Origin of the sequence: Bacillus badius NBRC 15713, assembly GCF_001591605.1 — a bacterium.
Lineage (GTDB): Bacteria > Bacillota > Bacilli > Bacillales > Domibacillaceae > Pseudobacillus > Pseudobacillus badius.
Genome location: NZ_BCVF01000012.1, coordinates 57,110 through 80,061 on the forward strand (window position 1 = coordinate 57,110; position 22,952 = coordinate 80,061).

Annotated in this window: 24 protein-coding genes and 1 tRNA gene; 24 read left to right on the top strand and 1 reads right to left on the bottom strand. The window is 46.1% G+C overall.

The window, feature by feature from the left end; genetic code table 11:
- Positions 1 to 2: 2 nt before the first annotated feature.
- The 14 genes from hisG (at position 3) to BBA02S_RS08340 (ending at position 12,047) form a co-directional block, all read left to right on the top strand.
- Entirely contained in the window at positions 3 to 632 is a 630-nt protein-coding gene (hisG, locus tag BBA02S_RS08275) for an ATP phosphoribosyltransferase (protein WP_041094849.1), read from the top strand.
- A gap of 6 nt (positions 633 to 638) precedes the next feature.
- A complete protein-coding gene (gene hisD, locus BBA02S_RS08280; RefSeq protein WP_041094847.1) occupies positions 639 to 1,907 on the top strand; it encodes a histidinol dehydrogenase in 1,269 nt (422 codons plus the stop codon).
- 38 nt (positions 1,908 to 1,945) lie between these two features.
- Positions 1,946 to 2,536 carry an imidazoleglycerol-phosphate dehydratase HisB gene (gene hisB, locus BBA02S_RS08285; RefSeq protein WP_041094845.1) on the top strand — a complete coding sequence of 197 codons (591 nt, stop codon included), beginning with the start codon at positions 1,946 to 1,948 and terminating at the stop codon, positions 2,534 to 2,536.
- A 3-nt stretch (positions 2,537 to 2,539) separates the two neighbouring features.
- On the top strand, positions 2,540 to 3,172 hold the full coding sequence (hisH, locus tag BBA02S_RS08290; RefSeq protein ID WP_041113444.1) for an imidazole glycerol phosphate synthase subunit HisH: 633 nt from the start codon (positions 2,540 to 2,542) through the stop codon (positions 3,170 to 3,172).
- Entirely contained in the window at positions 3,169 to 3,900 is a 732-nt protein-coding gene (hisA, locus tag BBA02S_RS08295; RefSeq protein ID WP_041113445.1) for a 1-(5-phosphoribosyl)-5-[(5-phosphoribosylamino)methylideneamino]imidazole-4-carboxamide isomerase, read from the top strand. Before hisH ends, hisA begins: the two co-directional genes overlap by 4 nt.
- The gene (gene hisF / locus BBA02S_RS08300; RefSeq protein ID WP_041113446.1) at positions 3,897 to 4,655 is read left to right on the top strand and encodes an imidazole glycerol phosphate synthase subunit HisF; all 759 of its coding nucleotides are present in this window, start codon (positions 3,897 to 3,899) and stop codon (positions 4,653 to 4,655) included. Before hisA ends, hisF begins: the two co-directional genes overlap by 4 nt.
- Positions 4,652 to 5,287 (top strand): bifunctional phosphoribosyl-AMP cyclohydrolase/phosphoribosyl-ATP diphosphatase HisIE, encoded by a 636-nt coding sequence (gene hisIE / locus BBA02S_RS08305; RefSeq protein ID WP_370670947.1) that lies wholly within the window; start codon positions 4,652 to 4,654, stop codon positions 5,285 to 5,287. Before hisF ends, hisIE begins: the two co-directional genes overlap by 4 nt.
- A gap of 204 nt (positions 5,288 to 5,491) precedes the next feature.
- A complete protein-coding gene (locus BBA02S_RS08310; protein WP_041094837.1) occupies positions 5,492 to 7,003 on the top strand; it encodes a tetratricopeptide repeat protein in 1,512 nt (503 codons plus the stop codon).
- 107 nt (positions 7,004 to 7,110) lie between these two features.
- Positions 7,111 to 8,064, top strand: coding sequence for a thioredoxin-disulfide reductase (gene trxB / locus BBA02S_RS08315; protein ID WP_041094835.1), 954 nt, complete (start codon positions 7,111 to 7,113; stop codon positions 8,062 to 8,064).
- Positions 8,065 to 8,430: 366 nt separating this feature from the next.
- On the top strand, positions 8,431 to 8,889 hold the full coding sequence (locus tag BBA02S_RS08320; protein WP_041094833.1) for an NUDIX domain-containing protein: 459 nt from the start codon (positions 8,431 to 8,433) through the stop codon (positions 8,887 to 8,889).
- 54 nt (positions 8,890 to 8,943) lie between these two features.
- Positions 8,944 to 9,837, top strand: a complete 894-nt coding sequence (gene rapZ, locus BBA02S_RS08325; RefSeq protein WP_041094831.1) for an RNase adapter RapZ — start codon at positions 8,944 to 8,946, stop codon at positions 9,835 to 9,837.
- Complete coding sequence (locus tag BBA02S_RS08330; protein WP_041113447.1) at positions 9,834 to 10,799, top strand: gluconeogenesis factor YvcK family protein; 966 nt, start codon at positions 9,834 to 9,836, stop codon at positions 10,797 to 10,799. The genes rapZ and BBA02S_RS08330 overlap by 4 nt, the downstream gene beginning before the upstream one ends.
- 19 nt (positions 10,800 to 10,818) lie before the next feature.
- On the top strand, positions 10,819 to 11,766 hold the full coding sequence (gene whiA / locus BBA02S_RS08335) for a DNA-binding protein WhiA (protein ID WP_041094827.1): 948 nt from the start codon (positions 10,819 to 10,821) through the stop codon (positions 11,764 to 11,766).
- A 17-nt stretch (positions 11,767 to 11,783) separates the two neighbouring features.
- Positions 11,784 to 12,047 carry an HPr family phosphocarrier protein gene (locus BBA02S_RS08340; RefSeq protein WP_041094825.1) on the top strand — a complete coding sequence of 88 codons (264 nt, stop codon included), beginning with the start codon at positions 11,784 to 11,786 and terminating at the stop codon, positions 12,045 to 12,047.
- A gap of 128 nt (positions 12,048 to 12,175) precedes the next feature.
- Here the strand turns inward: BBA02S_RS08340 and clpP are convergent, their stop codons facing one another.
- A complete protein-coding gene (gene clpP, locus BBA02S_RS08345; RefSeq protein WP_041094823.1) occupies positions 12,176 to 12,772 on the bottom strand; it encodes an ATP-dependent Clp endopeptidase proteolytic subunit ClpP in 597 nt (198 codons plus the stop codon).
- A gap of 263 nt (positions 12,773 to 13,035) precedes the next feature.
- Between clpP and BBA02S_RS08350 the strand changes: the two genes are divergently transcribed.
- From BBA02S_RS08350 to secG, 10 genes are all read left to right on the top strand, one after another.
- Positions 13,036 to 13,107: transfer RNA gene (locus tag BBA02S_RS08350), tRNA-Arg, on the top strand.
- A gap of 357 nt (positions 13,108 to 13,464) precedes the next feature.
- Positions 13,465 to 14,793 (top strand): RNA polymerase factor sigma-54, encoded by a 1,329-nt coding sequence (gene rpoN, locus BBA02S_RS08355; RefSeq protein WP_041094821.1) that lies wholly within the window; start codon positions 13,465 to 13,467, stop codon positions 14,791 to 14,793.
- 18 nt (positions 14,794 to 14,811) lie between these two features.
- Positions 14,812 to 15,048 (top strand): glutaredoxin family protein, encoded by a 237-nt coding sequence (locus BBA02S_RS08360; RefSeq protein WP_041094819.1) that lies wholly within the window; start codon positions 14,812 to 14,814, stop codon positions 15,046 to 15,048.
- 164 nt (positions 15,049 to 15,212) lie between these two features.
- On the top strand, positions 15,213 to 16,241 hold the full coding sequence (locus tag BBA02S_RS08365; protein ID WP_041094817.1) for a sugar-binding transcriptional regulator: 1,029 nt from the start codon (positions 15,213 to 15,215) through the stop codon (positions 16,239 to 16,241).
- 67 nt (positions 16,242 to 16,308) lie between these two features.
- Complete coding sequence (gene gap, locus BBA02S_RS08370; RefSeq protein WP_041113448.1) at positions 16,309 to 17,316, top strand: type I glyceraldehyde-3-phosphate dehydrogenase; 1,008 nt, start codon at positions 16,309 to 16,311, stop codon at positions 17,314 to 17,316.
- A gap of 166 nt (positions 17,317 to 17,482) precedes the next feature.
- Positions 17,483 to 18,667: a phosphoglycerate kinase gene (locus tag BBA02S_RS08375; RefSeq protein WP_041113449.1), complete on the top strand. Its 1,185-nt coding sequence runs from the start codon at positions 17,483 to 17,485 to the stop codon at positions 18,665 to 18,667.
- A 28-nt stretch (positions 18,668 to 18,695) separates the two neighbouring features.
- On the top strand, positions 18,696 to 19,457 hold the full coding sequence (tpiA, locus tag BBA02S_RS08380) for a triose-phosphate isomerase (protein ID WP_041113450.1): 762 nt from the start codon (positions 18,696 to 18,698) through the stop codon (positions 19,455 to 19,457).
- Positions 19,450 to 20,985 (top strand): 2,3-bisphosphoglycerate-independent phosphoglycerate mutase, encoded by a 1,536-nt coding sequence (gene gpmI, locus BBA02S_RS08385; RefSeq protein WP_041113451.1) that lies wholly within the window; start codon positions 19,450 to 19,452, stop codon positions 20,983 to 20,985. Before tpiA ends, gpmI begins: the two co-directional genes overlap by 8 nt.
- 27 nt (positions 20,986 to 21,012) lie before the next feature.
- Entirely contained in the window at positions 21,013 to 22,308 is a 1,296-nt protein-coding gene (eno, locus tag BBA02S_RS08390; protein WP_041094807.1) for a phosphopyruvate hydratase, read from the top strand.
- Between the two features lie 150 nt (positions 22,309 to 22,458).
- Entirely contained in the window at positions 22,459 to 22,692 is a 234-nt protein-coding gene (gene secG, locus BBA02S_RS08395; RefSeq protein ID WP_041094799.1) for a preprotein translocase subunit SecG, read from the top strand.
- Positions 22,693 to 22,952 lie beyond the last annotated feature (260 nt).

Consider the following 22,952-nt stretch of genomic DNA (forward strand, 5'->3'; position numbering starts at 1 on the left):
CGATGTTAACAATTGCGATGCCAAAAGGACGGATTTTCGAAGAAGCCGCCGGTCTGCTTCGTAAAGCGGGCTACCAGCTGCCTCCGGATCTTGACGAATCACGCAAGCTGATTATTGAAGTGCCGGAAGAACAGCTGCGTTTCTTTCTAGCCAAGCCAATGGATGTGGCTACATATGTGGAATATGGGGTGGCAGATCTGGGGATTGCAGGAAAAGATGTCCTGCTTGAAGAAGAAAGAGATGTATATGAACTCATTGATTTGAAAATCAGCCCTTGTTATCTTGCAGTTGCCGGTTTGCCGGATACAACCGTCGATGAGGTGGCTCCCAAGGTGGCAACGAAATATCCTAATGTGGCTTCTTCCTATTTTCGGGGAAAAGGAGAACAAGTGGAGATCATTAAATTAAATGGCTCTATTGAACTGGCCCCGATGATCGGCCTTGCTGACCGGATTGTTGATATTGTTTCCACCGGCCGGACATTAAAGGAAAATGGTCTTGTTGAATATGAAACGATTGTCGATATTACTTCCCGGCTAATCGTCAATCCGGCTAGCTACCGCTTAAAGGACAAGGAAATCGGCCAGCTTGTCAGCAGGCTGGCAGAAACTATTGCAGAAAAGGCAGTGTGAAAAAAGATGAGAATCGAAACTGTCACACAGGAACTATCATTAAAACGTTCTGTGGATAGCGGAACCGAGCAGCAGCGTGCCGCGGTCCAGCAGATTATCCGGACGGTGCGCTCTGATGGAGATGCCGCCTTGCTCGCATATACGCGGCAATTTGATGGGGCGGAATTAAGTGATATGCGAGTAACGCCTGAGGAAATAGCTGAAGCCTATCAAGCGTTTCCGAAAGAGATGGCTGAGGTCATTAAAGAAGCGGCTGGCAATATTTCTTTGTTTCATCAAAAACAGCTGAGGCAAACCTGGACATATACGGATCAGAATGGCACGATGCTTGGGCAGAAAATGACGCCGCTCGACTCAGCAGGCGTATATGTGCCAGGAGGAACGGCCGCCTATCCTTCCTCTGTTCTTATGAATGTCCTGCCGGCAAAAGTCGCCGGGGTTAAACGGATTGTTATGGTATCGCCTCCCGGCTCTGATGGCCGCCTCCCTGCAGGTGTTCTTGTGGCTGCCGATATCGCGGGGGTAGAGGAAATTTATAAAGTCGGCGGTGCCCAAGCGGTGGCCGCGCTCGCTTATGGAACAGAAACCATTGAGCCTGTCGATAAAATTACCGGCCCCGGCAATATTTATGTCGCGCTCGCTAAACGGGAAGTATTTGGCGATGTCGATATTGATATGATTGCCGGCCCGAGCGAAATCGTTGTTCTTGCTGATGAAACGGCCTATCCTGCCGAAGTTGCGGCAGACTTATTATCGCAAGCGGAGCATGATCCGCGCGCCAGCAGTGTGCTTGTTACGCCTTCCCGGAAACTGGCGGAGGAAACAGCTGCTGAAGTGGAGAAACAGCTCAAAAGCCTGCCGCGAGAGGAGATTGCCCGGAAAGCCATTGAGGATTACAGCGCTATTTATGTCACAAAAGATATGCAGGAAGCCGTCAGTGTAGTAAATCAGCTAGCTCCCGAGCATTTAGAGATTATGACAGAAGGTGCGTTAAGTATCGTTGAGAATATTCGCCATGCCGGTGCTATTTTTATTGGCCGCTTCAGCTCCGAGCCGATCGGTGATTATTTTGCAGGACCTAATCACGTGCTGCCGACAAACGGGACAGCCCGTTTTTCTTCACCGCTGAATGTGGATGATTTTATGAAGAAATCAAGTTTAATTATGTACAGTGAAACAGCCTTTCGTGAAAATGCTGATAAAGTCGCTGCTTTCGCTCGGCTTGAAGGGTTGGAAGCTCACGCCCGGGCGGTCGAGGCTCGAAAAGAACAATAAACCATGTTGGAAAATTAAAAGAAGAGGGAGTGGCCCCATTGAGTAACCGAACATCAGAATTAAACCGCAACACGAATGAAACAAAAATTCAGCTTGCTTTTTCCATCGACGGTGAGGGCCAGGCAGATATTCAAACGGGCGTGCCGTTTATGGATCATATGCTTGATTTGTTTGCGAAGCATGGCCAGTTTGATCTAACTGTCAAAGCGGACGGCGATGTGGAAATAGATGACCACCATACGACAGAGGACATTGGCATTTGTTTAGGGCTTGCTTTAAAGGAAGCTCTCGGTGACAAGAAGGGGATTAAGCGCTACGGAAATGCTTTTGTTCCAATGGATGAGACGCTAGCCCAAGTAGTGGTTGACTTAAGCAACCGTCCTCATTTTGAGATGCGCGGAGAGTTTCCGGCTCAAAAGGTAGGAACGTTCGATACCGAGCTTGTCCATGAATTTCTATGGAAGCTTGCTCTTGAAGCAAGAATGAACCTCCATGTCATCATTCACTACGGCAGCAATACCCATCATATGATTGAAGCGGTCTTTAAAGCGCTTGCCCGGGCGCTTGATGAAGCGACAATTATTGATCCGCGCGTTAAGGGCGTGCCGTCAACGAAAGGAATGTTATAGAAGATGATCGGCATCGTTGATTACGGAATGGGCAACTTGTTCAGCGTCAGCAAGGCGCTTGAAAGAATAGGCGTGCCTTATATTATTAGTGAATCACCAGAAGAACTGAATGAGACGAAAGGTTTGATTTTGCCGGGCGTCGGTTCGTTTAAAGATGCGATGGCTTTATTGAAAGAGAAGAAGCTTGATGAGTTCCTGTACGCGTATGTGGACAGCGGGCGCCCGCTTTTAGGCATTTGTCTGGGCATGCAGCTGTTATTCCAGGAAAGTGAGGAAAATGGCCGGACTCAAGGACTTGGCTTATTAAGAGGACGGGTGGTTCGCATTCCTGCTGATAGCGGCGACAAAGTGAAAGTGCCGCATATGGGATGGAATCAGCTGGCGTTTCACCAGCAATCACCCGTGCTTCATCGGGTGGAGGAAGGTTTTGTCTATTTTGTCCATTCGTATTACGTTGAGGGAATAGACCGGGAAGCGTTGCTTGCCAGCACAGTTTACAGCGTGGAAATCCCGGCGGTTGTCGGGAAAAACAATGTATTCGGCATGCAGTTCCATCCTGAGAAAAGCAGCCGGGTCGGTATGCAGCTATTAACTAATTTTGCAAAAGCAATGGAGCAATCGGGGGCGATTTTATGAGTTTTACCATTTATCCAGCTATTGATATGCGCGGCGGCAAGTGCGTCCGGCTAAAGCAAGGAGATTACAGCCAGGAAACAGTATATGGCGATTCTCCGTTTGACATGGCTAAGTCCTTTGCAGAGGACGGAGCAGAATGGATTCATATGGTCGATTTAGACGGAGCAAAAGACGGAAGGCGCATCAATGACCGCTTTGTCATTGAAGCAGCGCAAAAACTTGGCGCCAAAGTGCAAATTGGCGGCGGCATCCGCAGTGAAGAGGATATTCTTCACTATTTGGATAATGGGGTTGATCGAGTGATTATTGGCAGTTTAGCTGTCTCAGAAACAGAACTTGTGAAACAGTGGCTTCGCAAGTTTGGCAGCAGAATGGCAATCGGGCTGGATGCAAAGGACGGATTTGTTGCCACCCATGGCTGGCTGGAAACCTCTTCATTGCGAGCGGTGGATCTGGGCAAAGAACTGGCGGATGCGGGAGCCGAAACCTTCATTTTCACAGATATTGCTACAGACGGAATGCTTTCTGGCCCTAATATTCAAGCGGTAGCTGAGCTTGCCCTCGCTACGGGGAAACGTGTCATCGCTTCCGGAGGCGTCAGCTCGTTAGAAGACATAAGAGAAATCAAGCGCCATGAGCAGGCCGGAGTAAGCGGAGCGATTGTCGGAAAAGCGATTTATACCGGCCAGTTCACTGTCAGAGAGGCATTAAAGGAGGCAGGAAGATGATTACAAAACGAATTGTGCCCTGTCTGGATGTGAAAGACGGCCGTGTCGTTAAGGGCATTCAGTTTGTTGAACTGCGCGATGCGGGCGATCCGGTGGAGCTGGCGAAAATATATGATGAGCAGGGGGCGGATGAACTTGTATTTCTCGATATCTCTGCTTCTCATGAAGGGCGAAAAACGATGGCAGAAGTCGTTCAGGATGTTGCTTCGCAGCTGGCTATTCCTTTTACTGTCGGCGGCGGCATTAATTCGCTTGAAGATATGAAGCGTATTTTGCGGGCCGGTGCCGATAAAGTGTCGTTAAATACAGCAGCTGTTCTTGATCCCGAACTGATCACGATTGGGGCGGATTATTTCGGAACACAATGTATCGTTCTCGCTATCGATGCGAAGCGTGACGAGGAGCTTGATTCATGGCGGGTCTACACGCACGGCGGGCGGCAAGCGACAGGCCGAGAAGTGATTAGCTGGGCCAAGGAAGCGGTGGAGCGGGGCGCAGGCGAAATTTTGCTGACAAGCATGGACAGCGACGGAGAAAAGCGCGGCTTTGATCTGGCATTGACAAAAGCGGTAAGTGAAGCCGTATCCGTTCCTGTTATTGCATCCGGCGGTGCAGGAGAAGCGAAGCATTTTTTTGAAGTATTCACAGAAGGATCAGCCGATGCTGCTCTGGCTGCTTCTATTTTTCATTATAAAGAAACAAGCGTCAGCGAAGTGAAAAACTATTTGAAGGACCGGGGAGTGAATGTGAGATGAGCATAACCATAGAAGAGATTCGATTTGATGAACAAGGGCTCGTGCCGGCTATCATTCAAGATGCTGCTACATACGAAGTGTTGACTCTTGCTTACATGAATAAGGAATCGCTGCAGCGGACGATAGACAGCGGCGAGACGTGGCTTTTTAGCCGGTCCCGCCAAGAGCTTTGGCATAAAGGCGAAACGAGCGGGAATACCCAGAAGGTTGTGAACATTAAGTACGATTGCGATCAGGACGCGCTTGTTGTACTCGTCAAGCCGCAGGGGCCGGCCTGTCATCTCGGAACAACAAGCTGTTTTGAATATTCCTTGTACGGCGAACAAACAGAGATGCTGCCTTATACCATTCTGCATAAATTAGAAGAAGTGATCGCGGACAGAGAACAGACCCGTCCGGAAGGCGCCTATACGACGTATTTATTTGAAAAAGGCGTGGATAAAATTTTGAAAAAAGTAGGGGAGGAAGCAGCGGAGGTTATTATTGCCGCCAAGAACCGTGATCAGGATGAACTGCAGTGGGAGGCCGCTGATTTGCTCTATCATCTGCTAGTTCTGCTGCGGGAACAAAAGGTAGAGCTTGCTGATGTGTTAGGTGTGCTGGCGAAACGCCACGAAGAGAAGAGAAAATAATATACGGAGCTGTCTTAAAAGTCGAGGATGAATGGACTTTAGGCAGCTCTTTTCTTAAGTTCTGGCTCATTCGAAAACCGTAACAGCTGTTCCCGGCTTTATCAGCGGGCGCGCTTGCTGGTATTTTTATTTCTTCTTTATTAACGAGCCTTTGCCATCTGTGATATACTCAATAGGTTAATTAACAATGCTCGGAGGACTTTCATGACAAAACACTCAAAGCTACGGAAGGAAAAAGGGAAGGTCGTCTCTTTTTTGCCGACAGGTGAGTATTATTATACAAAAGGGTTAAAAGCGCTGCGTAAGAGAGAACTGTCAAAGGCCAAGAAGTATTTGTCACGCGCGATGGATTTAGAGCCGATGGAACCGATGATTGCCTGTCAATTGGCCATTGTTGAAACAGAGCTCGGCAATTTCGAACAATCAAACGGCTTGCTGCATTTCGTGCTGGATGATTTAGATCCTTTGATTAGTGAGTGTCATTATTTTTTAGCAAACAATTATGCCCACTTAGGCTTATTTAAGGAAGCATTTAAGCATGCGAAAGCGTACTTAGAACAAGATGAGGCCGGCGAATTTATCGAGGATGCAGAAGAATTGCTGGACTTGATCGAGCTTGACAGTGAGGAAGATTTAGATGAACTGGATGAGCAGGACGAGTTAATTGCTCTTCAAGAAGAAGCCCGCTATTTGCTTGAGGGCGGCAGCTTTGAAAAAGCAATTGAGCGTCTGGAAGGATTAATTGCCAAGCATCCGGATTTTTGGCCCGCCCATAACAACCTGGCGCTGGCCCACTTTTATCTTGGGGAAGTAGAAATGGCTCATCAAGTGCTTGAAAGCGTGCTGGAGAAAAATCCGGGAAACTTGCATGCCTTATGCAATTTGGCCGTTTTTTTATTTTACGAAAAGCAATATAGTCTCCTGCGGCAGCTGGTGGACTTGCTGCGCAAAACATACCCCATCTTGCCGGAACAGCAATTTAAGCTTGGTGTCACCTTCGCGCTTATCGGGCAGTATGAAGAGGCCTATCGCTGGCTGAAAAAGCTTCATAAAAAAGGGTTTGACGGAGAGCCTGCTTTTTATTACTGGCTATCCCACTCCGCTTACTTTTCAGGCCGGCAGGAAGCAGCTGAAAATGCTTGGAAGCACATGTTGAAGATAAGTCCGGAGAAAGCTGGCCAGGAACCGTGGGCAAGTAAAAAAACAGAGCAATTAGGCTATGAGCATCAGCCAGCCTCCATTGTAAGAAGGATGAATAGCGAGTATGAAGAAGAGCGTCTGTTTGGCATCTTCTTGCTTTCGGTTGCAGAAGATCAGAAAAAAGTAATGAGCCATCCTGATTTTTGCGACATTGAGTCACTTGCTTTCCGGGAAAGAATCTATTTGGCGGATGTGCTTGGCATACCTGTCGATCCGCAGCTGAAAAAAGAATCACGCATCAGTCTGGCACATGAAACAGCTCTTGTTCTTTATAGAAAATTTCAGCCGATCGGTACAGAAGAGGCGGGATTGTTAATGCTCTGGTTTACGGTTTTTGGTGAATTGGCAGAAGAACAATGCCGCTTGAAGAATCAAGCGGCATTTGCGGCGGCGACTGAGTATATGTGGCGCAAGCTGCGCGGCGAAAAAGAATCGCAGACAAGCCTTGCAGAGCAATATGATCTTTCTCCTTCAACTTTGCAAAAATACATCAAACATGTGCGCGAACGATTATAGTGAGCAGAAAAATAGACGAAAAGCCCTTCATTGATTAGGATAGAAAGAGAATAAACTATACGATTTAGGGTATGTATATAGTACTGAAAGAAAAGGAGTGGCTAGCTTTGGCAGCAGAAGATAAAATTTATGATGTCATTATTATCGGTGCGGGACCGGCGGGAATGACAGCCGCTGTTTATACATCACGCGCTAATCTTTCTACATTGATGATTGAACGCGGTGTGCCGGGAGGACAAATGGCAAACACAGAAGAAGTAGAGAACTATCCGGGATATGACCATATTCTTGGTCCGGAATTATCTACAAAAATGTTTGACCATGCCAAAAAATTCGGCGCTGAATACGCCTATGGCGATATTAAAGAAATTATTGACGGCAAGGAATATAAAACAATCAAAGCGGGTGCAAAAGACTTTAAAGGGCGTTCGGTTATCATTACTACAGGAGCCGAGTGGAAAAAGCTTGGGGTGCCTGGCGAAAAAGAATTAACTGGCCGCGGCGTTTCCTATTGTGCGGTGTGTGACGGCGCTTTCTTTAAAGAAAGAGATCTGGTCGTTGTCGGCGGCGGCGACTCTGCGGTTGAAGAAGGAAGCTATTTAACGCGTTTTGCTAAAAACGTAACCATCGTTCATCGCCGTGATGAGCTTCGTGCTCAAAAGATTTTGCAGGACCGGGCATTTAAAAACGAAAAGATTGATTTTATTTGGAATCATACAGTCAAGGAAATCAATGAAAAAGACGGAAAAGTAGGCAGTGTAACACTTGTGTCGACTGAAAATGGCGAGGAACGGGAATTCCCTGCCGACGGTGTATTCATTTACGTCGGCATGCTGCCGCTTTCGAAACCATTCTTGAATTTAGGAATTACGAATGAGGCCGGTTATATCGTAACAAATGAAAAAATGGAAACAAAAATCCCGGGCATCTTTGCAGCTGGCGATGTGCGTGAAAAAACGCTTCGCCAAATTGTCACAGCAACAGGTGACGGAAGCATTGCTGCCCAGGCTGCCCAGCATTATGTTGAAGAATTAAAAGAAGAATTAGGGGTAAAAGCATAAGTTTAACAGTCTGTTAATCGGCTCGTAATGAAGCTGCAATAAAGATGTGTTACAGTAGTTCAGTAATCTGATACACCCCCTATATTTAATCATATCCCTTTTGGCGAGGTTGTTCCGATAACCGGCATTAACTTCTGCGGCTCAAGCAGCTGTTAGAGGTGCCGTTATGGAACAGCCCTTTTTTTGTGGAATAATTCCAAATGAGGGACATTTTCTAAGCGGTTCTTCATTTTCAGAAAGGAAACTGTTTCTTCTGAGAACCCGGCATTGAGATCAATAGAGTGAACATAGTATAATAATAAGAATGAAAGAAGAGACGGATTGCCTGGCTGTTCCTAAAGCCGGGCTTACCCGGAGGTGAAAAATATGCAGCGTGTAACAAACTGTTTATTGCTAAAAGATGATAAAGTTCTGCTCCTGCAAAAGCCTCGCCGCAACTGGTGGGTTGCCCCGGGCGGAAAAATGGAGCCGGGAGAATCAGTCCGGGACGCGGTGATCCGTGAATACAGGGAGGAGACGGGCATTTATTTGCGCCGTCCTGCCGTGAAGGGCATCTTTACCTTTATTATTAAAGATGGCGACGACATCGTATCCGAGTGGATGATGTTTACCTTTTTCGCTCAGGAAAGTGACGGGGTCTCCATTAAAGAAAGTGAAGAAGGAAAGCTTGAATGGCATCCCGTTGAAAAAATAAAAGAGCTGCCAATGGCAGAAGGCGACCGCCATATCCTGGATTATATGGTGCATGGCACAGGTGTCATTTATGGCGCTTTTACATACACGCCTGATTTTAAGCTGATTTCCTACCGGCTTGATCCGAATTAATACGAAGCAATATCCATGAGAGAGACAGCCGCTAAAAGAGAGAGGGGATTGAGAATGACCAATAAAGCGGGAAATGAAATGCAGCTGGTAATCATTACTGGCATGTCCGGAGCGGGAAAAACAGTGGCTATTCAAAGTTTTGAAGACCTTGGCTTCTATTGTGTCGATAATTTGCCGCCGACCTTGCTGCCTAAGTTTTTGGAGCTGATGAAGGATTCAGGCAATCAAATGAATAAGGTAGCCGTCGTAATGGACATGCGCGGCCGCGAATTTTTCGATTACCTGTTTCAGGCGCTGGATGAAGCGGCCGAGATGGCTTCAGTCACGCCCAAGCTGTTGTTTCTGGAGGCGGAGGATTCTGTGCTTGTCCGCCGCTATAAAGAAACGCGGCGCTCTCATCCGCTGTCGCCGACCGGCTTGCCTTTGGACGGCATTCAGCAGGAACGGGCGCTGCTGGAGGATTTGAAAGGCCGAGCGCACATTATTTACAATACTTCTTCAATGAAGCCAAAGGATTTGCGCGAGAAAATTCTTAGCGAATTTTCCCCTAATAAAAAAGCGGCCTTTACCGTCAATGTCATGTCCTTCGGCTTTAAGTACGGTCTGCCGATCGATGCGGATCTTGTATTTGATGTCCGTTTCTTGCCTAATCCCCATTATGTTGATCATCTGCGTCCTCATACAGGGCTTGAAGAAGACGTATCAAGCTATGTGATGAAGTGGAATGATACCCAAAAGTTTTTGGAAAAGGTGCTGGACTTGCTTTCCTTTATGCTTCCCCATTACAAAATGGAAGGTAAGTCCCAGCTTGTTGTGGCGATTGGGTGCACCGGAGGACAGCATCGTTCAGTAGCTTTGGCGGAGCATATCGGCCACTACTTTGCCGGCGATTATCAAACCCGAATTACCCATCGGGATATCAACAAGAGAACGGTTCAGACGATATGAGACAAATCCAGCCAAAGAAAGTGGTCATTATTGGCGGAGGTACAGGGCTATCGGTTCTGCTGCGCGGCTTGAAGAAGCATCCAATTGATCTGACAGCTATCGTCACAGTAGCTGATGACGGCGGAAGCTCCGGGCGGCTGCGCGATGAGCTGAAGATTCCTCCTCCCGGCGACATTCGCAATGTCCTGGCCGCTTTGTCAGATGTCGAACCGCTCGTGGAGACGCTTTTTCAACATCGCTTCAGTACGAAGAATGAATTGTCCGGCCATTCGCTTGGCAACTTAATGATCGCTGCATTAACGTCGATTACAGGCGATTTTGTGCATGCGGTTCAGGAAATGAGCAAAGTACTAAATGTACGCGGCAAAGTGCTGCCGGCTGCTAATCAGAGTGTTGTTCTCCATGCTGAAATGGAGGATGGAACGATTGTATCCGGCGAGTCGAAAATTCCTTATTCCGGCAAGCGGATTAAGCGTGTATTTTTGTCACCTGGTGATATTCAGCCTCTGCCTGAAACCATTCGCGCCATTAGAGAGGCTGATTTGATTATTGTTGGACCCGGCAGCTTATATACGAGCATCTTGCCTAATTTGCTTGTGCCCCAAATCGGGGAAGAAGTGTGCCAGGCTGCCGCAAAAAAGGTATATATTTGCAATTTGATGACCCAGGCAGGGGAAACACTGGACTTTACGGCAAGCGACCATGTGAAAGCGATTTATGACCATATGTCCTGTGCGTTTATCGACACTATTTTAGTCAATAACGATCCGATTCCTGAGTATATCCAAGAGAAATATAAAGAAGAAAGAGCGAAGCCGGTGTTCTATGATGTGGATTTATTAAAATCACTCGGCCTCAATGTCATCTTTGATGAAATTGCTATTCGTGAAGGCGGAGTAGTCCGCCATGACACCAACAAAGTCGCTGAGATTCTGTTTCGGCTTATTCAAGACAAAAAATAAATGGAAGAAGGTGGCTTAGTTGTCATTTGCTTCTGAAACAAAAAAAGAATTGACAGCGCTTGAAGTGAAAGATTGCTGTGCCAGGGCTGAACTGTCAGCGCTCATTCGGATGAACGGCTCACTTTCCTTCTCCAATCGTGTCCTCATTGTCAACATTCAGACAGAAAATGCAGCGATTGCTAGGAGAATTTACGTGCTGCTAAAGAAAAACTATGAAGTAGAAGTAGAATTGCTCGTACGGAAGAAAATGAGACTGAAAAAAAATAATATCTATATCGTTCGCTTGAAGGAACGGGCACGTGAAGTTCTTGAGGACTTAGCGATTATCGATCATTCATTTTCTTTTGTTCACAATATATCTCCAACTTTAATTGAAAAGAAATGCTGCCGCCGCTCTTACTTGCGCGGTGCGTTCTTAGCGGGAGGATCCGTCAATAACCCGGAAACATCCTCCTACCACTTAGAGATCTTCTCCCTTTATAAGGAGCACAATGAGGCTTTATGCGAGCTGATGAACAGCTTTGATTTGAACAGCAAGACGCTGGAGAGGAAAAAAGGCTTCATTACCTACCTGAAAGAAGCTGAAAAAATCACAGAGTTTTTGAATATTGTCGGTGCCCATAACGCACTGCTGCGATTCGAGGATGTACGGATTGTCAGAGACATGCGCAACTCAGTGAACCGTCTCGTCAATTGTGAAACGGCAAATTTGAATAAAACAATCGGTGCCGCTTTGCGCCAAGTGGAAAATATCCGCTTTATTGAATCATCCGTCGGTCTTGATGTGCTTCCTGATAAATTGCGTGAAATCGCTGAATTGCGGGTAGCCCACCAGGATGTCACTCTCAAGGAGCTTGGAGAAATGGTTTCGGGCTCTGCTATTAGTAAATCAGGGATTAACCACCGTCTGCGCAAAATTGATGAAATTGCTGAAAAGATTCGGGCAAATGAACCGATTAATAAATGATGAAAGAGGAGAAAGTTATGATTGAAAAAACAACAGAAGTTCAATTGAAAACAGGCTTGCAAGCACGTCCGGCCGCTTTATTCGTTCAGGAGGCCAATCGCTTTGCTTCAGAAATTCACCTTGAGAAAGACGGCAAAAAAGTAAACGCCAAAAGTATTATGGGGATTATGAGCCTGGCAATTAACCGCGGATGCACCGTGACATTATCTATTGACGGCCGCGATGAGGAAGAAGCAATGGCGGCGTTAATTGAATTCGTCGAAAAAGAAGGCAACTACTAAAAAAATAACGGGCGATGTATCAGATGAACAAAGCCCGTAAGCCGTTACATAGCAGTAAATGGCCTTAACAGCAAAAAGGCTGCCCGCAAACCGGCAATTGCCGGCCTTCGGAGCAGCCTTTTTCGTTTTTATTTACCAGGCAGTTCGTTGCGTGTTAAGATCTTGTCGATCAAGCCGTACTCAAGTGCACGTTCCGCTGTCATAAAGTTATCGCGGTCAGTATCACGGGCAATGACTTCAAGCGGTTGGCCTGTGCGCTCTGCTAGGATTTGGTTTAGTTTATCACGCAAGAAGAGAATGCGCTTAGCGGCGATTTCGATTTCTGTCGCCTGTCCTTGTGCGCCTCCAAGCGGTTGATGGATCATGACTTCACTGTTAGGAAGGGCATAACGCTTGCCTTTTGCGCCGGCTGCCAACAGGAATGCTCCCATAGAGGCAGCCATACCGATACAAATTGTTTGTACGTCTGGTTTAATAAATTGGATGGTGTCATAGATCGCCATGCCGGCAGTAATGCTGCCGCCTGGGCTGTTAATGTAAATGGAAATGTCTTTTTCCGGGTTTTCAGCTTCAAGGAACAATAGCTGAGAAACAATTGAGTTGGCAACATTGTCATCAATTCCGCTGCCAAGCATGATAATACGGTCTTTCAGCAAGCGAGAATAAATGTCATACGCGCGCTCTCCGCGGTTTGTTTGTTCAATAACTGTAGGAATTAAATTCATGTTCTTTCCTCCTTGAAAATAAAATGATGAGAAATTCTTATGTAGTAGTATCATACATTGATGGTCAATTAAGGTCAAATATTATGTCTTAAACAAATGCTATATGTGGAAAAAGATGCTTCTCCAATAGTTTTCTATTATACCCACTTGAATTCCTGCTAAACCCTCAAGAAAAGAGGCTGAAAGTGTTTTTATAAAAGAAATTAAAATAATGATTGCCTTTTTGCAGATTTTCCTCTATAATTTTGAAATGTACTTATCAAGCCCTCGTGGTGCAACGGATAGCACGTCAGATTCCGGTTCTGAAAATGTGGGTTCGATTCCTGCCGAGGGCGTATACCATTAGGAAGCTCCATAGTTTAGTGACTCTGTGTCATAAGCTATGGAGCTTTTTTGTTGCGGCAAAAAAGAAAGCTGTTCTTCCTTTAACCTACATAAAAAGTATATAAAATCCATTTGTGTTTAGAACTTACAGATAACAAACCGTTTAATTTTTTGTTACGGCATTTTTTCTTTCGTGTTCCATTGAAGCGCTCAGCAGCCGAAAACCGCAAGCTGCCGCTGGTTTCGCAGTGCAATCCACCAGGGCTTTTTTTCGCTGCCATATATATTGGATGAAAAATTCTAAATTTTCATTCTCAAATTTATATCCTGTTGTATAATAGAATAGGAAGGGGGAGAGGAATTTGAGTATGCATTTAAAGCCCGGACTTTGGCAGCAGCAAACGATGAAACTCGCGATGACCCAGGAATTGACACAAGCAATTGCTTTGCTGCAATACTCTGCCCAGGAGTTAACAGAATTTCTAGAAGCAAAGACAATGGAGAATCCATTTATTCAATTAGAGGTATCAGAAATGAAAGCGCTTCAGCCGAAGGAAAAAGCGGGGGTGCGCAAAGGGAGACTGGAGAAGAAAGACGATAAAAACTGGGTAGAGCATTTAGCTGATCATTCCCAGACACTAACAGACTATTTAAGAATGCAGCTTTCGCTCGTGCCGCTGAACAACGAGCAAAAGCGCATACTTGACTTTTTATTATATAATATGGACGAAAACGGATATATGTCGATTACGGTCGAAGAAACCGCTGGAATGTGCGGCTGCCGGGAAGAAACGGCTGCCGAGGTTCTCCAGCTTATTCGGGAATTGGAGCCAGCGGGTGTCGGAGCTGAAAACTTACAAGATTGCTTGCTTTTGCAGCTCGAGCGCATGGAAGGTGTGCCGCCGCTTGTCCCTGTGATCATTCAAGATTATTTCATTGCGTTTGCAGAGAAGAATTGGCGCCTGGTGGCCAAAAAGCTAGGTGTTGATGTAAAAGCCATCCAGGAGGCGGCAGATTTCATCCAGAAGCTCAATCCGAAGCCAGGGGCCCGCTTTCATTACGAGCAGCCGACCTATGTCCGTCCGGATTTGACGGTCGTGCTGAAAAATGATTCGATAGAGGTGCATTTACTGGAAGATGAGATGCCGAAAATTGTTTTTCAAAAAGACTATTTTGAAGAACTGGCAAGCCATAAGGATGAGCAGTTGAAAGAATTTATGAAGGATAAGCATAAAGATTATCTATGGCTGCTGAAAAGTCTGGAGCAGCGTAAACGAACTATTCAGCGTGTCGGCTTAAAAATTGTTGAAAAGCAAAAAGACTTCTTTTTTTATGGACCGAGCCGCCTGCAGCCACTTACTATGAAGGAGATTGCAGATGAGCTTGAAATTCATGAGTCCACGGTCAGCCGGGCTGTGCGCGGAAAATACATGCAGACACCTTATGGCACGTATGAATTAAAGACGTTCTTTCCGGCGGGTCTGTCAGGAGGCACGGAAGAGACCGCTTCTGCAGCCCAGGTTAAGTCAAAGATTACGGAACTTGTCAATGGGGAAAGTAAGACAAAGCCGCTTTCCGATCAGGAAATTAGCAATCTGTTAAAAGAAGAGGGATGGCAAGTATCGAGAAGAACAGTCGCTAAGTACCGTGATCAGCTCTTTATCCCTTCTTCGTCCAAAAGAAAACGTTACGATTGAGAATAGAGGAATTCAAGAATGAAAGAAGTTTATTTTTATACGAGACCCCAATGTCCGCTCTGTGAAGAGGCCAAGCGCACATTGGAGCTTGTACGGGAAGAGATCGCGTTTCGGATGTATGAAATGAACATTAATGAAAGCGATGAATTAACTGAGAAATACGGATTAATGATTCCTGTCATTGAAGTAGATGGGGAAATTGTTCAATATGGAGAGGTTGATTATCCAACGATTAGACTTAGGCTGGATGACTAAATGCAGCAACGCATGCCCAAATGAAGAGTTCATATTAGTTGCTTTCCCTTATGGTCCCTGTTAAAATAAGCCTTGTAACAGGGATTTATTTTTTTAGACTAAGTGGGACATGTTTTTAATTATAGGGACAAAAAATGACCCTATATAAAATGAGGGATCGCTATATGCAAACAATGATTGAAATTCAAAAGAAAATCGTGCCTGATTTGCTGGCAGTCTTACAAAAAAGGTATGAAATCCTTCAATCTATTCGCTTGTCACAGCCGGTAGGCAGAAGGATTTTGGCGCAGTCACTCGGCTTCACGGAGCGAACGCTTCGAACAGAAGTGGAGTTTCTCAAAGCCCAGCATTTGATTGACTACCGGACGACCGGGATGATCCTGACGGAAGAAGGGGTCTCGGTTCTTGAGGAGCTTCAAGGGTTGATGAGCAGCATAAAGGGTATACATACGATGGAAGAAAAGTTAAAGAAACAATTTGGCCTCGATGAAGTGACGATTGTCCATGGAGACAGCGATCAATCCTCCTGGGTGAAAAAAGAACTTGGGAAAGCCTGTGCAAATAGTATAAAACAGCGTCTGTTGGCAAAGAATATCATCGCAGTCACAGGTGGGACAACGACACTAGAGGCAGCTGAAGCAATGACAGCCGATTTTGCCGGCGACAAGGAAGTTGTTTTCGTGCCGGCACGGGGCGGACTGGGGGAGGATCTTGTGAACCAGGCCAATTCCATCGTAGCAAAAATGGCGGCCCGCACCGGCAACAAACACAGGTTATTATATGCCCCCGACCAAATCAGCCGGGAAACCCATGCATCTATTTTAAAGGAACCGGCCATTAAGGAGGTTCTTCAGCTAATTAAATCCTCTACGCTCGTTTTGCATGGGGTTGGCGAGGCGATTACAATGGCGAAGCGCCGGAATACGCCGGAAGAGGAATTTCAAAAAATTAAAGAGAAAAAGGCTGTTGCTGAGGCTTTCGGCTATTACTTTAATGAAGAGGGACAAATTGTCCACCGGGTGTCAACGATCGGCTTGCAGCCTGATGATCTTGCATCCGCTCATGATGTACTTGCGGTCGCCGGCGGAGCGTCGAAAGGCAAGGCCATCCGTTCTTATTTGCGGGGAGCGCCTAAGACCACGGTGTTGATTACAGACGAAGCAGCCGCTCAGCAGCTGTTAGCGGAAAATTAAAAAGCAAATGGACAGTCTGCGGACTGTTAACTATAAAAACTTTACATGTAAAGAAGGAGCGATTGATATGACAGTAAAAGTGGGTATTAACGGATTTGGACGAATTGGACGCAATGTTTTCCGTGCAACTTTAAAAAATCCTAACATTGAAGTGGTCGCAGTGAACGATTTAACAGATGCTGAGATGCTGGCCCATCTTTTGAAATACGATACAGTGCATGGCACTTTAGAAGAAGAAGTGACCGTTGAAGGAGAATATATTCTTGTCGGGGACAAAAAAGTGAAAGTAACAGCCGAACGCGATCCAGCGCTTCTCCCATGGAAAGAACTTGGTGCGGAGGTTGTCGTTGAATCTACAGGCCGCTTCACCAAACGGGAGGATGCAGCTAAACATTTAGAGGCAGGAGCGAAAAAAGTAGTGATTTCAGCTCCGGCGAAGGATGAGGACATTACGATCGTTATGGGTGTGAACCACGAGCAGTATGATCCGTCTAGCCACCATGTTATCTCTAATGCTTCTTGTACAACAAACTGTTTGGCTCCATTTGCAAAAGTATTGAATGACAAGTTTGGCATTGTGCGCGGAATGATGACGACGGTTCACTCTTATACAAATGACCAGCAAATCTTAGATTTGCCTCATAAAGATTACCGCCGCGCGCGGGCAGCAGCTGAAAATATTATTCCGACAACGACAGGTGCAGCTAAAGCAGTGGCGCTTGTACTGCCTGAATTAAAAGGCAAGCTGAACGGCATGGCGATGCGCGTGCCAACGCCAAACGTATCAGTTGTTGACCTTGTTGCTGAACTAAAAGAGGACACAACAGCCGAAGAAGTGAACACTGTGCTGAAAGAAGCGGCTGAAGGCGAATTGAAAGGCATCCTTGCCTACAATGAAGAGCCGCTCGTTTCACGCGACTATAATGGCAGCCCGGCTTCTTCTACTATCGACGCTTTATCTACAATGGTGTTAGAGGACAATATGGTGAAGGTGCTCTCTTGGTATGATAATGAATCTGGCTACTCTCACCGCGTCGTTGACCTTGTCGATTATATTGCTCAAAAAGGCCTCTAATGACAATAGTGTGATACTAATAAGAAAATGTGTTATATTTTTCAACATCTTTATTGGAAAATGGTAACCTAACATCTATAATGTAAATGGGATGAAAGGGGAGCGGGGAAAAAGATCCCCCTCCTTTTTAATTTATCTTTTTATTGAAGAGGGAGGACCTTTTTAGATGAACAAAAAGACGATGAAAGACTTGGATGTGAAAGGAAAACGCGTGTTTTGCCGTGTGGACTTTAACGTGCCGATGAAAGATGGAGCCGTTACAGATGATACGCGCATTCGGGCGGCTTTGCCGACCATCCAATACTTGTCTGAGCAAGGAGCAAAAGTGATTTTGGCGAGCCATCTGGGCCGTCCGAAAGGCGAAGTGAAAGAAGAATTGCGCTTAACGCCTGTCGCATCCCACCTATCCCAGCTCTTTGGCAAAGAAGTCAAAAAAGTTGATGAAGCTTTTGGCGAAGCAGTTGAACAAGAAGTAGCTGCTATGAAAGATGGCGACGTGCTATTGCTGGAAAACGTCCGTTTTTATCCGGGAGAAGAGAAAAATGATGAAGAACTAGCCAAGAAATTTGCTGCTTTGGCTGACCTCTATGTGAATGATGCCTTTGGCGCGGCTCACCGTGCTCATGCGTCAACAGAAGGGATTGCCCATTATTTGCCGGCAGCCGCTGGGTTCCTTATGGAAAAAGAGCTGGATGTTCTCGGCAAAGCGTTATCTAATCCGGAGCGTCCATTTACGGCTATTATCGGCGGTGCTAAGGTAAAGGACAAAATTGATGTCATTGATCATCTGCTTGATAAAGTGGACAATTTAATTATCGGCGGCGGCCTGGCTTTCACGTTTGTTAAAGCAAAAGGCTATGGAATTGGAAAATCATTGCTTGAAGAGGATAAAATTGACTTAGCGAAGCAGTTTATGAAAAAAGCGGAAGACAAAGGCGTCAAGTTCCTTATGCCGATTGATGCGGTAGTTGCCAATGAGTTTTCCGAGAATGCAGAAGCAAAAGTTGTGGCTATTGATGAAATTCCGGAAGAGTGGATGGCGCTTGATATTGGGCCAAAGACGGCAGAACTCTACAAGGAAGCTATTCAAGAGTCTAGGCTTGTGATTTGGAACGGACCGATGGGTGTGTTTGAAATGGACAAGTTTGCCGCGGGAACAAAAGCAGTGGCAACGGCGCTTGCTGAAGCGGAAGGTACATATTCAGTAATCGGCGGCGGAGATTCGGCAGCAGCGGTTGAGAAATTCCGCTTGGCAGATAAGATGAGCCACATCTCAACTGGCGGCGGTGCTTCTCTTGAGTTCATGGAAGGAAAACAGCTTCCGGGAATTGTGGCCTTAGACGACAAGTAAAATCACAAATGAGAAAGGATGAAGCTTTATGCGCAAACCTATTATCGCGGGAAATTGGAAAATGCATAAAACGGCAGCAGAAGCAAAAAGCTTCGCTGAAGAAGTGAAAAGTCTGGTGCCTGATGCCAGCATAGTTGACAGCGTTATTTGCGCTCCTGCCCTGTTTTTAGAGAAGCTTGTTCAAACGGTGAAAGAATCTGATGTAGAGATCGGCGCCCAAACGATGCATTTTGAAGAAAATGGCGCATTCACTGGCGAAATCAGCCCGAAAGCTCTGGCTGATATCGGAGTGAAGTATGTGATTATCGGCCACTCTGAACGCCGTGAAATGTTCAATGAAACAGATGAGACAGTGAATAAAAAGGTTCGGGCAGCTTTTAAATTCAATATGACACCAATTGTCTGCTGCGGCGAAACGCTCGAACAGCGTGAAAACGGCGAAACGAATTCCTTTGTCGCTGGCCAAATTGAAAAAGCCTTGGCAGGCCTGACAGCTGAACAGGCAGGAGAAGCGGTCATTGCTTATGAACCGATTTGGGCGATTGGAACGGGCAGATCTTCTACAGCAGAAGACGCAAATGCCGTATGCGCCCATATCCGTCAAACGGTGGCGGAGCAATTCTCCCAAGAAACAGCAGACCAGGTTCGCATTCAATATGGCGGCAGCGTAAAGCCGGCTAACATCGGTGAATTTATGGCTCAGCCTGATATTGATGGAGCGCTTGTAGGCGGTGCCAGCTTAGAACCTGCGTCATTTCTGCAATTGCTGGAGGCCGTTAACCATGGCTAAATCACCGGTTGCCCTGATTATTTTAGATGGCTTTGCCTGCCGTGAGGAGACGAAAGGAAACGCAGTCGCTCAGGCGAAGAAGCCGAACTTTGACCGCTATTGGGAGCAATTTCCCCACTCCACGCTTACGGCGAGCGGCGAAGCAGTAGGCCTTCCGGAAGGCCAAATGGGGAACTCGGAAGTAGGGCATTTGAATATTGGTGCCGGCCGTATTGTTTATCAAACGTTAACGCGGATTAATATTTCGATCCGCGAAGGTGAATTTTTTAAGAATGAAGCTTTTTTAGCCGCAATTCAGCATGCAGAGAAGCATGGATCGGCTCTTCACTTGTTCGGGCTGCTGTCTGATGGCGGTGTTCACAGCCATATTGAACATTTGTTTGCTTTACTGAAGCTTGCCGCACAAGAAGGATTGGAAAAAGTATATCTTCACGCCTTTTTGGACGGCCGTGACGTCGGGCCGCAAACGGCAAAAGGCTACATTACAGAAACACTGGAAAAGATGAAGGAATACGGAGTGGGGCAATTTGCCACGATTTCCGGCCGTTATTATGCAATGGACCGGGATAAACGCTGGGACCGTGTCGAAAAAACCTACCGGGCCCTGGTGTATAACGAAGCGCCGTTTTTCAAGGACCCTCTTGAAGCAGTAGAAGATTCGTATGCAAACGGAATTTATGATGAATTCGTTGTACCAGCCGTTTTAACGGATGAAGCGGATCAGCCGGTGGCGAAAGTAGAAGACAACGATGCGATTATTTTCTTCAACTTCCGTCCGGACCGGGCTATTCAATTATCCAATGTTTTTACGAACGAAGAATTTGCAGGCTTTGACCGCGGCGACAAGCTGCCGCAAAACCTTCAATTTGTTTGCATGGCTCCTTACAGTGCAACAGTTAAAGGGGACATTGCTTTCAATAAAGTCGATTTGATGAATACTATTGGGGAAGTGCTGTCTGCCCATGACTTAAGCCAGCTGCGCATCGCGGAAACAGAAAAGTATCCGCATGTTACCTTTTTTATGAGCGGCGGCAGAGAACAAGAGTTTCCAGGAGAAAAGCGGATTTTGATCGATTCGCCGAAAGTCGCTACCTATGACTTAAAACCGGAAATGAGCGCTTATGAAGTCACAGAGGCACTGCTTGATGAAATTCATAACGACCGGCAGGATGCAATCATCTTAAACTTCGCCAATCCTGACATGGTCGGCCACTCGGGGCTTTTGCAGCCGACAATCAAAGCTGTGGAAACCGTCGACGAGTGCCTTGGCCGCGTGGTTGATTTAATTATTTCTAAAGGCGGAACAGCCATTATTACAGCGGATCATGGAAATGCGGATGAGGTGATTACACCGGGCGGCGATCCGATGACAGCTCATACGACAAACCCTGTGCCGGTCATCGTGACAAAGAAAGGCGCAGAATTGCGCGCCGGCGGCATTTTGGGAGATTTGGCGCCAACGATGCTTGATTTGCTGAAAATTGACAAACCAGCGGAAATGACTGGAACATCTTTAATAAAAAAATAAATGATTCACATAAAAGGAGAGAATGTTATGCCAATTATTACTGATATTTATGCACGCGAAGTATTAGATTCCCGTGGAAATCCGACAGTAGAAGTAGAAGTGTATACACAATCCGGAGCTTTCGGAAGAGCGCTTGTGCCATCTGGTGCTTCCACCGGAGAATACGAAGCAGTCGAACTGCGCGACGGCGATAAAAGCCGTTATCTTGGCAAAGGGGTATTGAAAGCCGTTGAGAACGTAAATGATGTCATTGCCCCTGAGCTTGTCGGCAGCTTTGAGGTGCTTGATCAAATCGGCATTGACCGGGCGATGATTGAATTGGATGGAACAGAGAATAAAGGCAAATTAGGCGCTAATGCGATTCTTGGCGTGTCTATGGCTGTGGCACATGCGGCGGCTGACTTCCTCGGTGTTCATTTGTATGAATATCTTGGCGGAGTGAATGCGAAGCAATTACCGGTACCAATGATGAATATCTTAAACGGCGGCGAGCATGCTGATAACAATGTGGATATTCAAGAGTTTATGGTTATGCCGGTTGGAGCAGAAAACTTCAAGGAAGCTCTTCGCATGGGAGCAGAAATCTTCCACAGCTTAAAATCAGTTTTAAAAGAAAAAGGATTAAACACAGCAGTAGGAGACGAGGGCGGCTTTGCACCAAACTTGAAATCCAATGAGGAAGCTTTGCAAACGATCATTGAAGCAATTGAAAAAGCCGGCTATACGCCTGGAGAGCAAGTGAAATTAGCGATGGATGCGGCTTCTTCTGAGTTTTATAATAAAGAAGACGGCAAATATCATTTAAGCGGAGAGGGAGTTGTAAAAACTTCTGCCGAAATGGTTGATTGGTACGAGGAAATGGTTTCTAAATATCCGATCGTTTCTATCGAAGACGGATTAGATGAAAATGACTGGGAAGGACACAAAATGCTGACTGAGCGCATCGGCAGCAAAGTCCAGCTTGTCGGCGATGATTTATTCGTAACAAATACAGAAAAGCTTGCCAAAGGAATTGAGCAAGGAGTCGGCAATGCGATTCTGATTAAAGTGAATCAAATCGGTACGTTAACTGAAACTTTCGATGCAATCGAAATGGCTAAGCGCGCTGGCTATACAGCTGTTATCTCTCACCGCTCTGGTGAAACAGAAGATGCAACTATTGCTGACATTGCTGTGGCCACAAACGCCGGCCAAATTAAAACAGGCGCTCCTTCAAGAACAGACCGTGTGGCAAAATACAACCAGCTGCTTCGTATTGAAGACCAGCTTGGCGACCTTGCCCAATATCTTGGAAACCAAACATTCTATAACTTAAAGAAATAAGACGGTTCAAGCCGCTGCCTCATCTTCACTGATGGGGCAGCGGCTTTTTGTGTTCTGCCAGGCAGGAGGCTAGGGGAAGTTGTTCACTTTTTGGCTGTTTTATGGTAAGGTTATCTTATTCGTATGTTCGTTGATGGAGGTAGAACCATAATGCACACTTTGTTAGTAACTTTGCTTGTGATTGTATCCATTGCGTTAATCGCTGTTGTTCTTTTGCAAACAGGAAAAAGCGCCGGGCTTTCCGGAGCCATTTCTGGCGGAGCGGAACAGCTTTTTGGCAAACAGAAAGCACGCGGCATTGATTTAATTTTACATCGTGTAACCGTTGTGCTCGCTGTTTTGTTTTTCGTTTTAACGATTGCCGTATCGTATTTCGGGCTGTAATATCAAAAGGGCTGTGAGACAAGCTGGCTTTGTGCCGCTTGATTCACAGTCTTTTTTTTGTGTCCTTTTTTGAGCGGTTTCGCTACAGGTGCAGTCAGCTTTTAGGCATCCGTATGAAATAATGGAGAAATAGCAATTCAAGAAGCGGGAAATACTTCGTTAGGCGCTTCTCTTGATAGGAGGTATGTTGAATAGGGGAAGATTATTTATTCTTGAATAATAAATGCCATGGTGCATAATGAGCGGAAGGCTAGAAGGGA

Excerpts from the sequence above, each read along its gene's own strand:
- hisG (WP_041094849.1), top strand. The coding sequence starts at position 3 with ATGTTAACAATTGCGATGCCAAAAGGACGGATTTTCGAAGAAGCCGCC.
- hisD (WP_041094847.1), top strand. The coding sequence starts at position 639 with ATGAGAATCGAAACTGTCACACAGGAACTATCATTAAAACGTTCTGTG.
- hisH (WP_041113444.1), top strand. The coding sequence starts at position 2,540 with ATGATCGGCATCGTTGATTACGGAATGGGCAACTTGTTCAGCGTCAGC.
- hisA (WP_041113445.1), top strand. The coding sequence starts at position 3,169 with ATGAGTTTTACCATTTATCCAGCTATTGATATGCGCGGCGGCAAGTGC.
- hisF (WP_041113446.1), top strand. The coding sequence starts at position 3,897 with ATGATTACAAAACGAATTGTGCCCTGTCTGGATGTGAAAGACGGCCGT.
- hisIE (WP_370670947.1), top strand. The coding sequence starts at position 4,652 with ATGAGCATAACCATAGAAGAGATTCGATTTGATGAACAAGGGCTCGTG.
- BBA02S_RS08310 (WP_041094837.1), top strand. The coding sequence starts at position 5,492 with ATGACAAAACACTCAAAGCTACGGAAGGAAAAAGGGAAGGTCGTCTCT.
- BBA02S_RS08320 (WP_041094833.1), top strand. The coding sequence starts at position 8,431 with ATGCAGCGTGTAACAAACTGTTTATTGCTAAAAGATGATAAAGTTCTG.
- rapZ (WP_041094831.1), top strand. The coding sequence starts at position 8,944 with ATGACCAATAAAGCGGGAAATGAAATGCAGCTGGTAATCATTACTGGC.
- BBA02S_RS08330 (WP_041113447.1), top strand. The coding sequence starts at position 9,834 with ATGAGACAAATCCAGCCAAAGAAAGTGGTCATTATTGGCGGAGGTACA.
- BBA02S_RS08340 (WP_041094825.1), top strand. The coding sequence starts at position 11,784 with ATGATTGAAAAAACAACAGAAGTTCAATTGAAAACAGGCTTGCAAGCA.
- clpP (WP_041094823.1), bottom strand. The coding sequence starts at position 12,772 with ATGAATTTAATTCCTACAGTTATTGAACAAACAAACCGCGGAGAGCGC.
- rpoN (WP_041094821.1), top strand. The coding sequence starts at position 13,465 with ATGCATTTAAAGCCCGGACTTTGGCAGCAGCAAACGATGAAACTCGCG.
- BBA02S_RS08360 (WP_041094819.1), top strand. The coding sequence starts at position 14,812 with ATGAAAGAAGTTTATTTTTATACGAGACCCCAATGTCCGCTCTGTGAA.
- BBA02S_RS08365 (WP_041094817.1), top strand. The coding sequence starts at position 15,213 with ATGCAAACAATGATTGAAATTCAAAAGAAAATCGTGCCTGATTTGCTG.
- gap (WP_041113448.1), top strand. The coding sequence starts at position 16,309 with ATGACAGTAAAAGTGGGTATTAACGGATTTGGACGAATTGGACGCAAT.
- BBA02S_RS08375 (WP_041113449.1), top strand. The coding sequence starts at position 17,483 with ATGAACAAAAAGACGATGAAAGACTTGGATGTGAAAGGAAAACGCGTG.
- tpiA (WP_041113450.1), top strand. The coding sequence starts at position 18,696 with ATGCGCAAACCTATTATCGCGGGAAATTGGAAAATGCATAAAACGGCA.
- gpmI (WP_041113451.1), top strand. The coding sequence starts at position 19,450 with ATGGCTAAATCACCGGTTGCCCTGATTATTTTAGATGGCTTTGCCTGC.
- eno (WP_041094807.1), top strand. The coding sequence starts at position 21,013 with ATGCCAATTATTACTGATATTTATGCACGCGAAGTATTAGATTCCCGT.
- secG (WP_041094799.1), top strand. The coding sequence starts at position 22,459 with ATGCACACTTTGTTAGTAACTTTGCTTGTGATTGTATCCATTGCGTTA.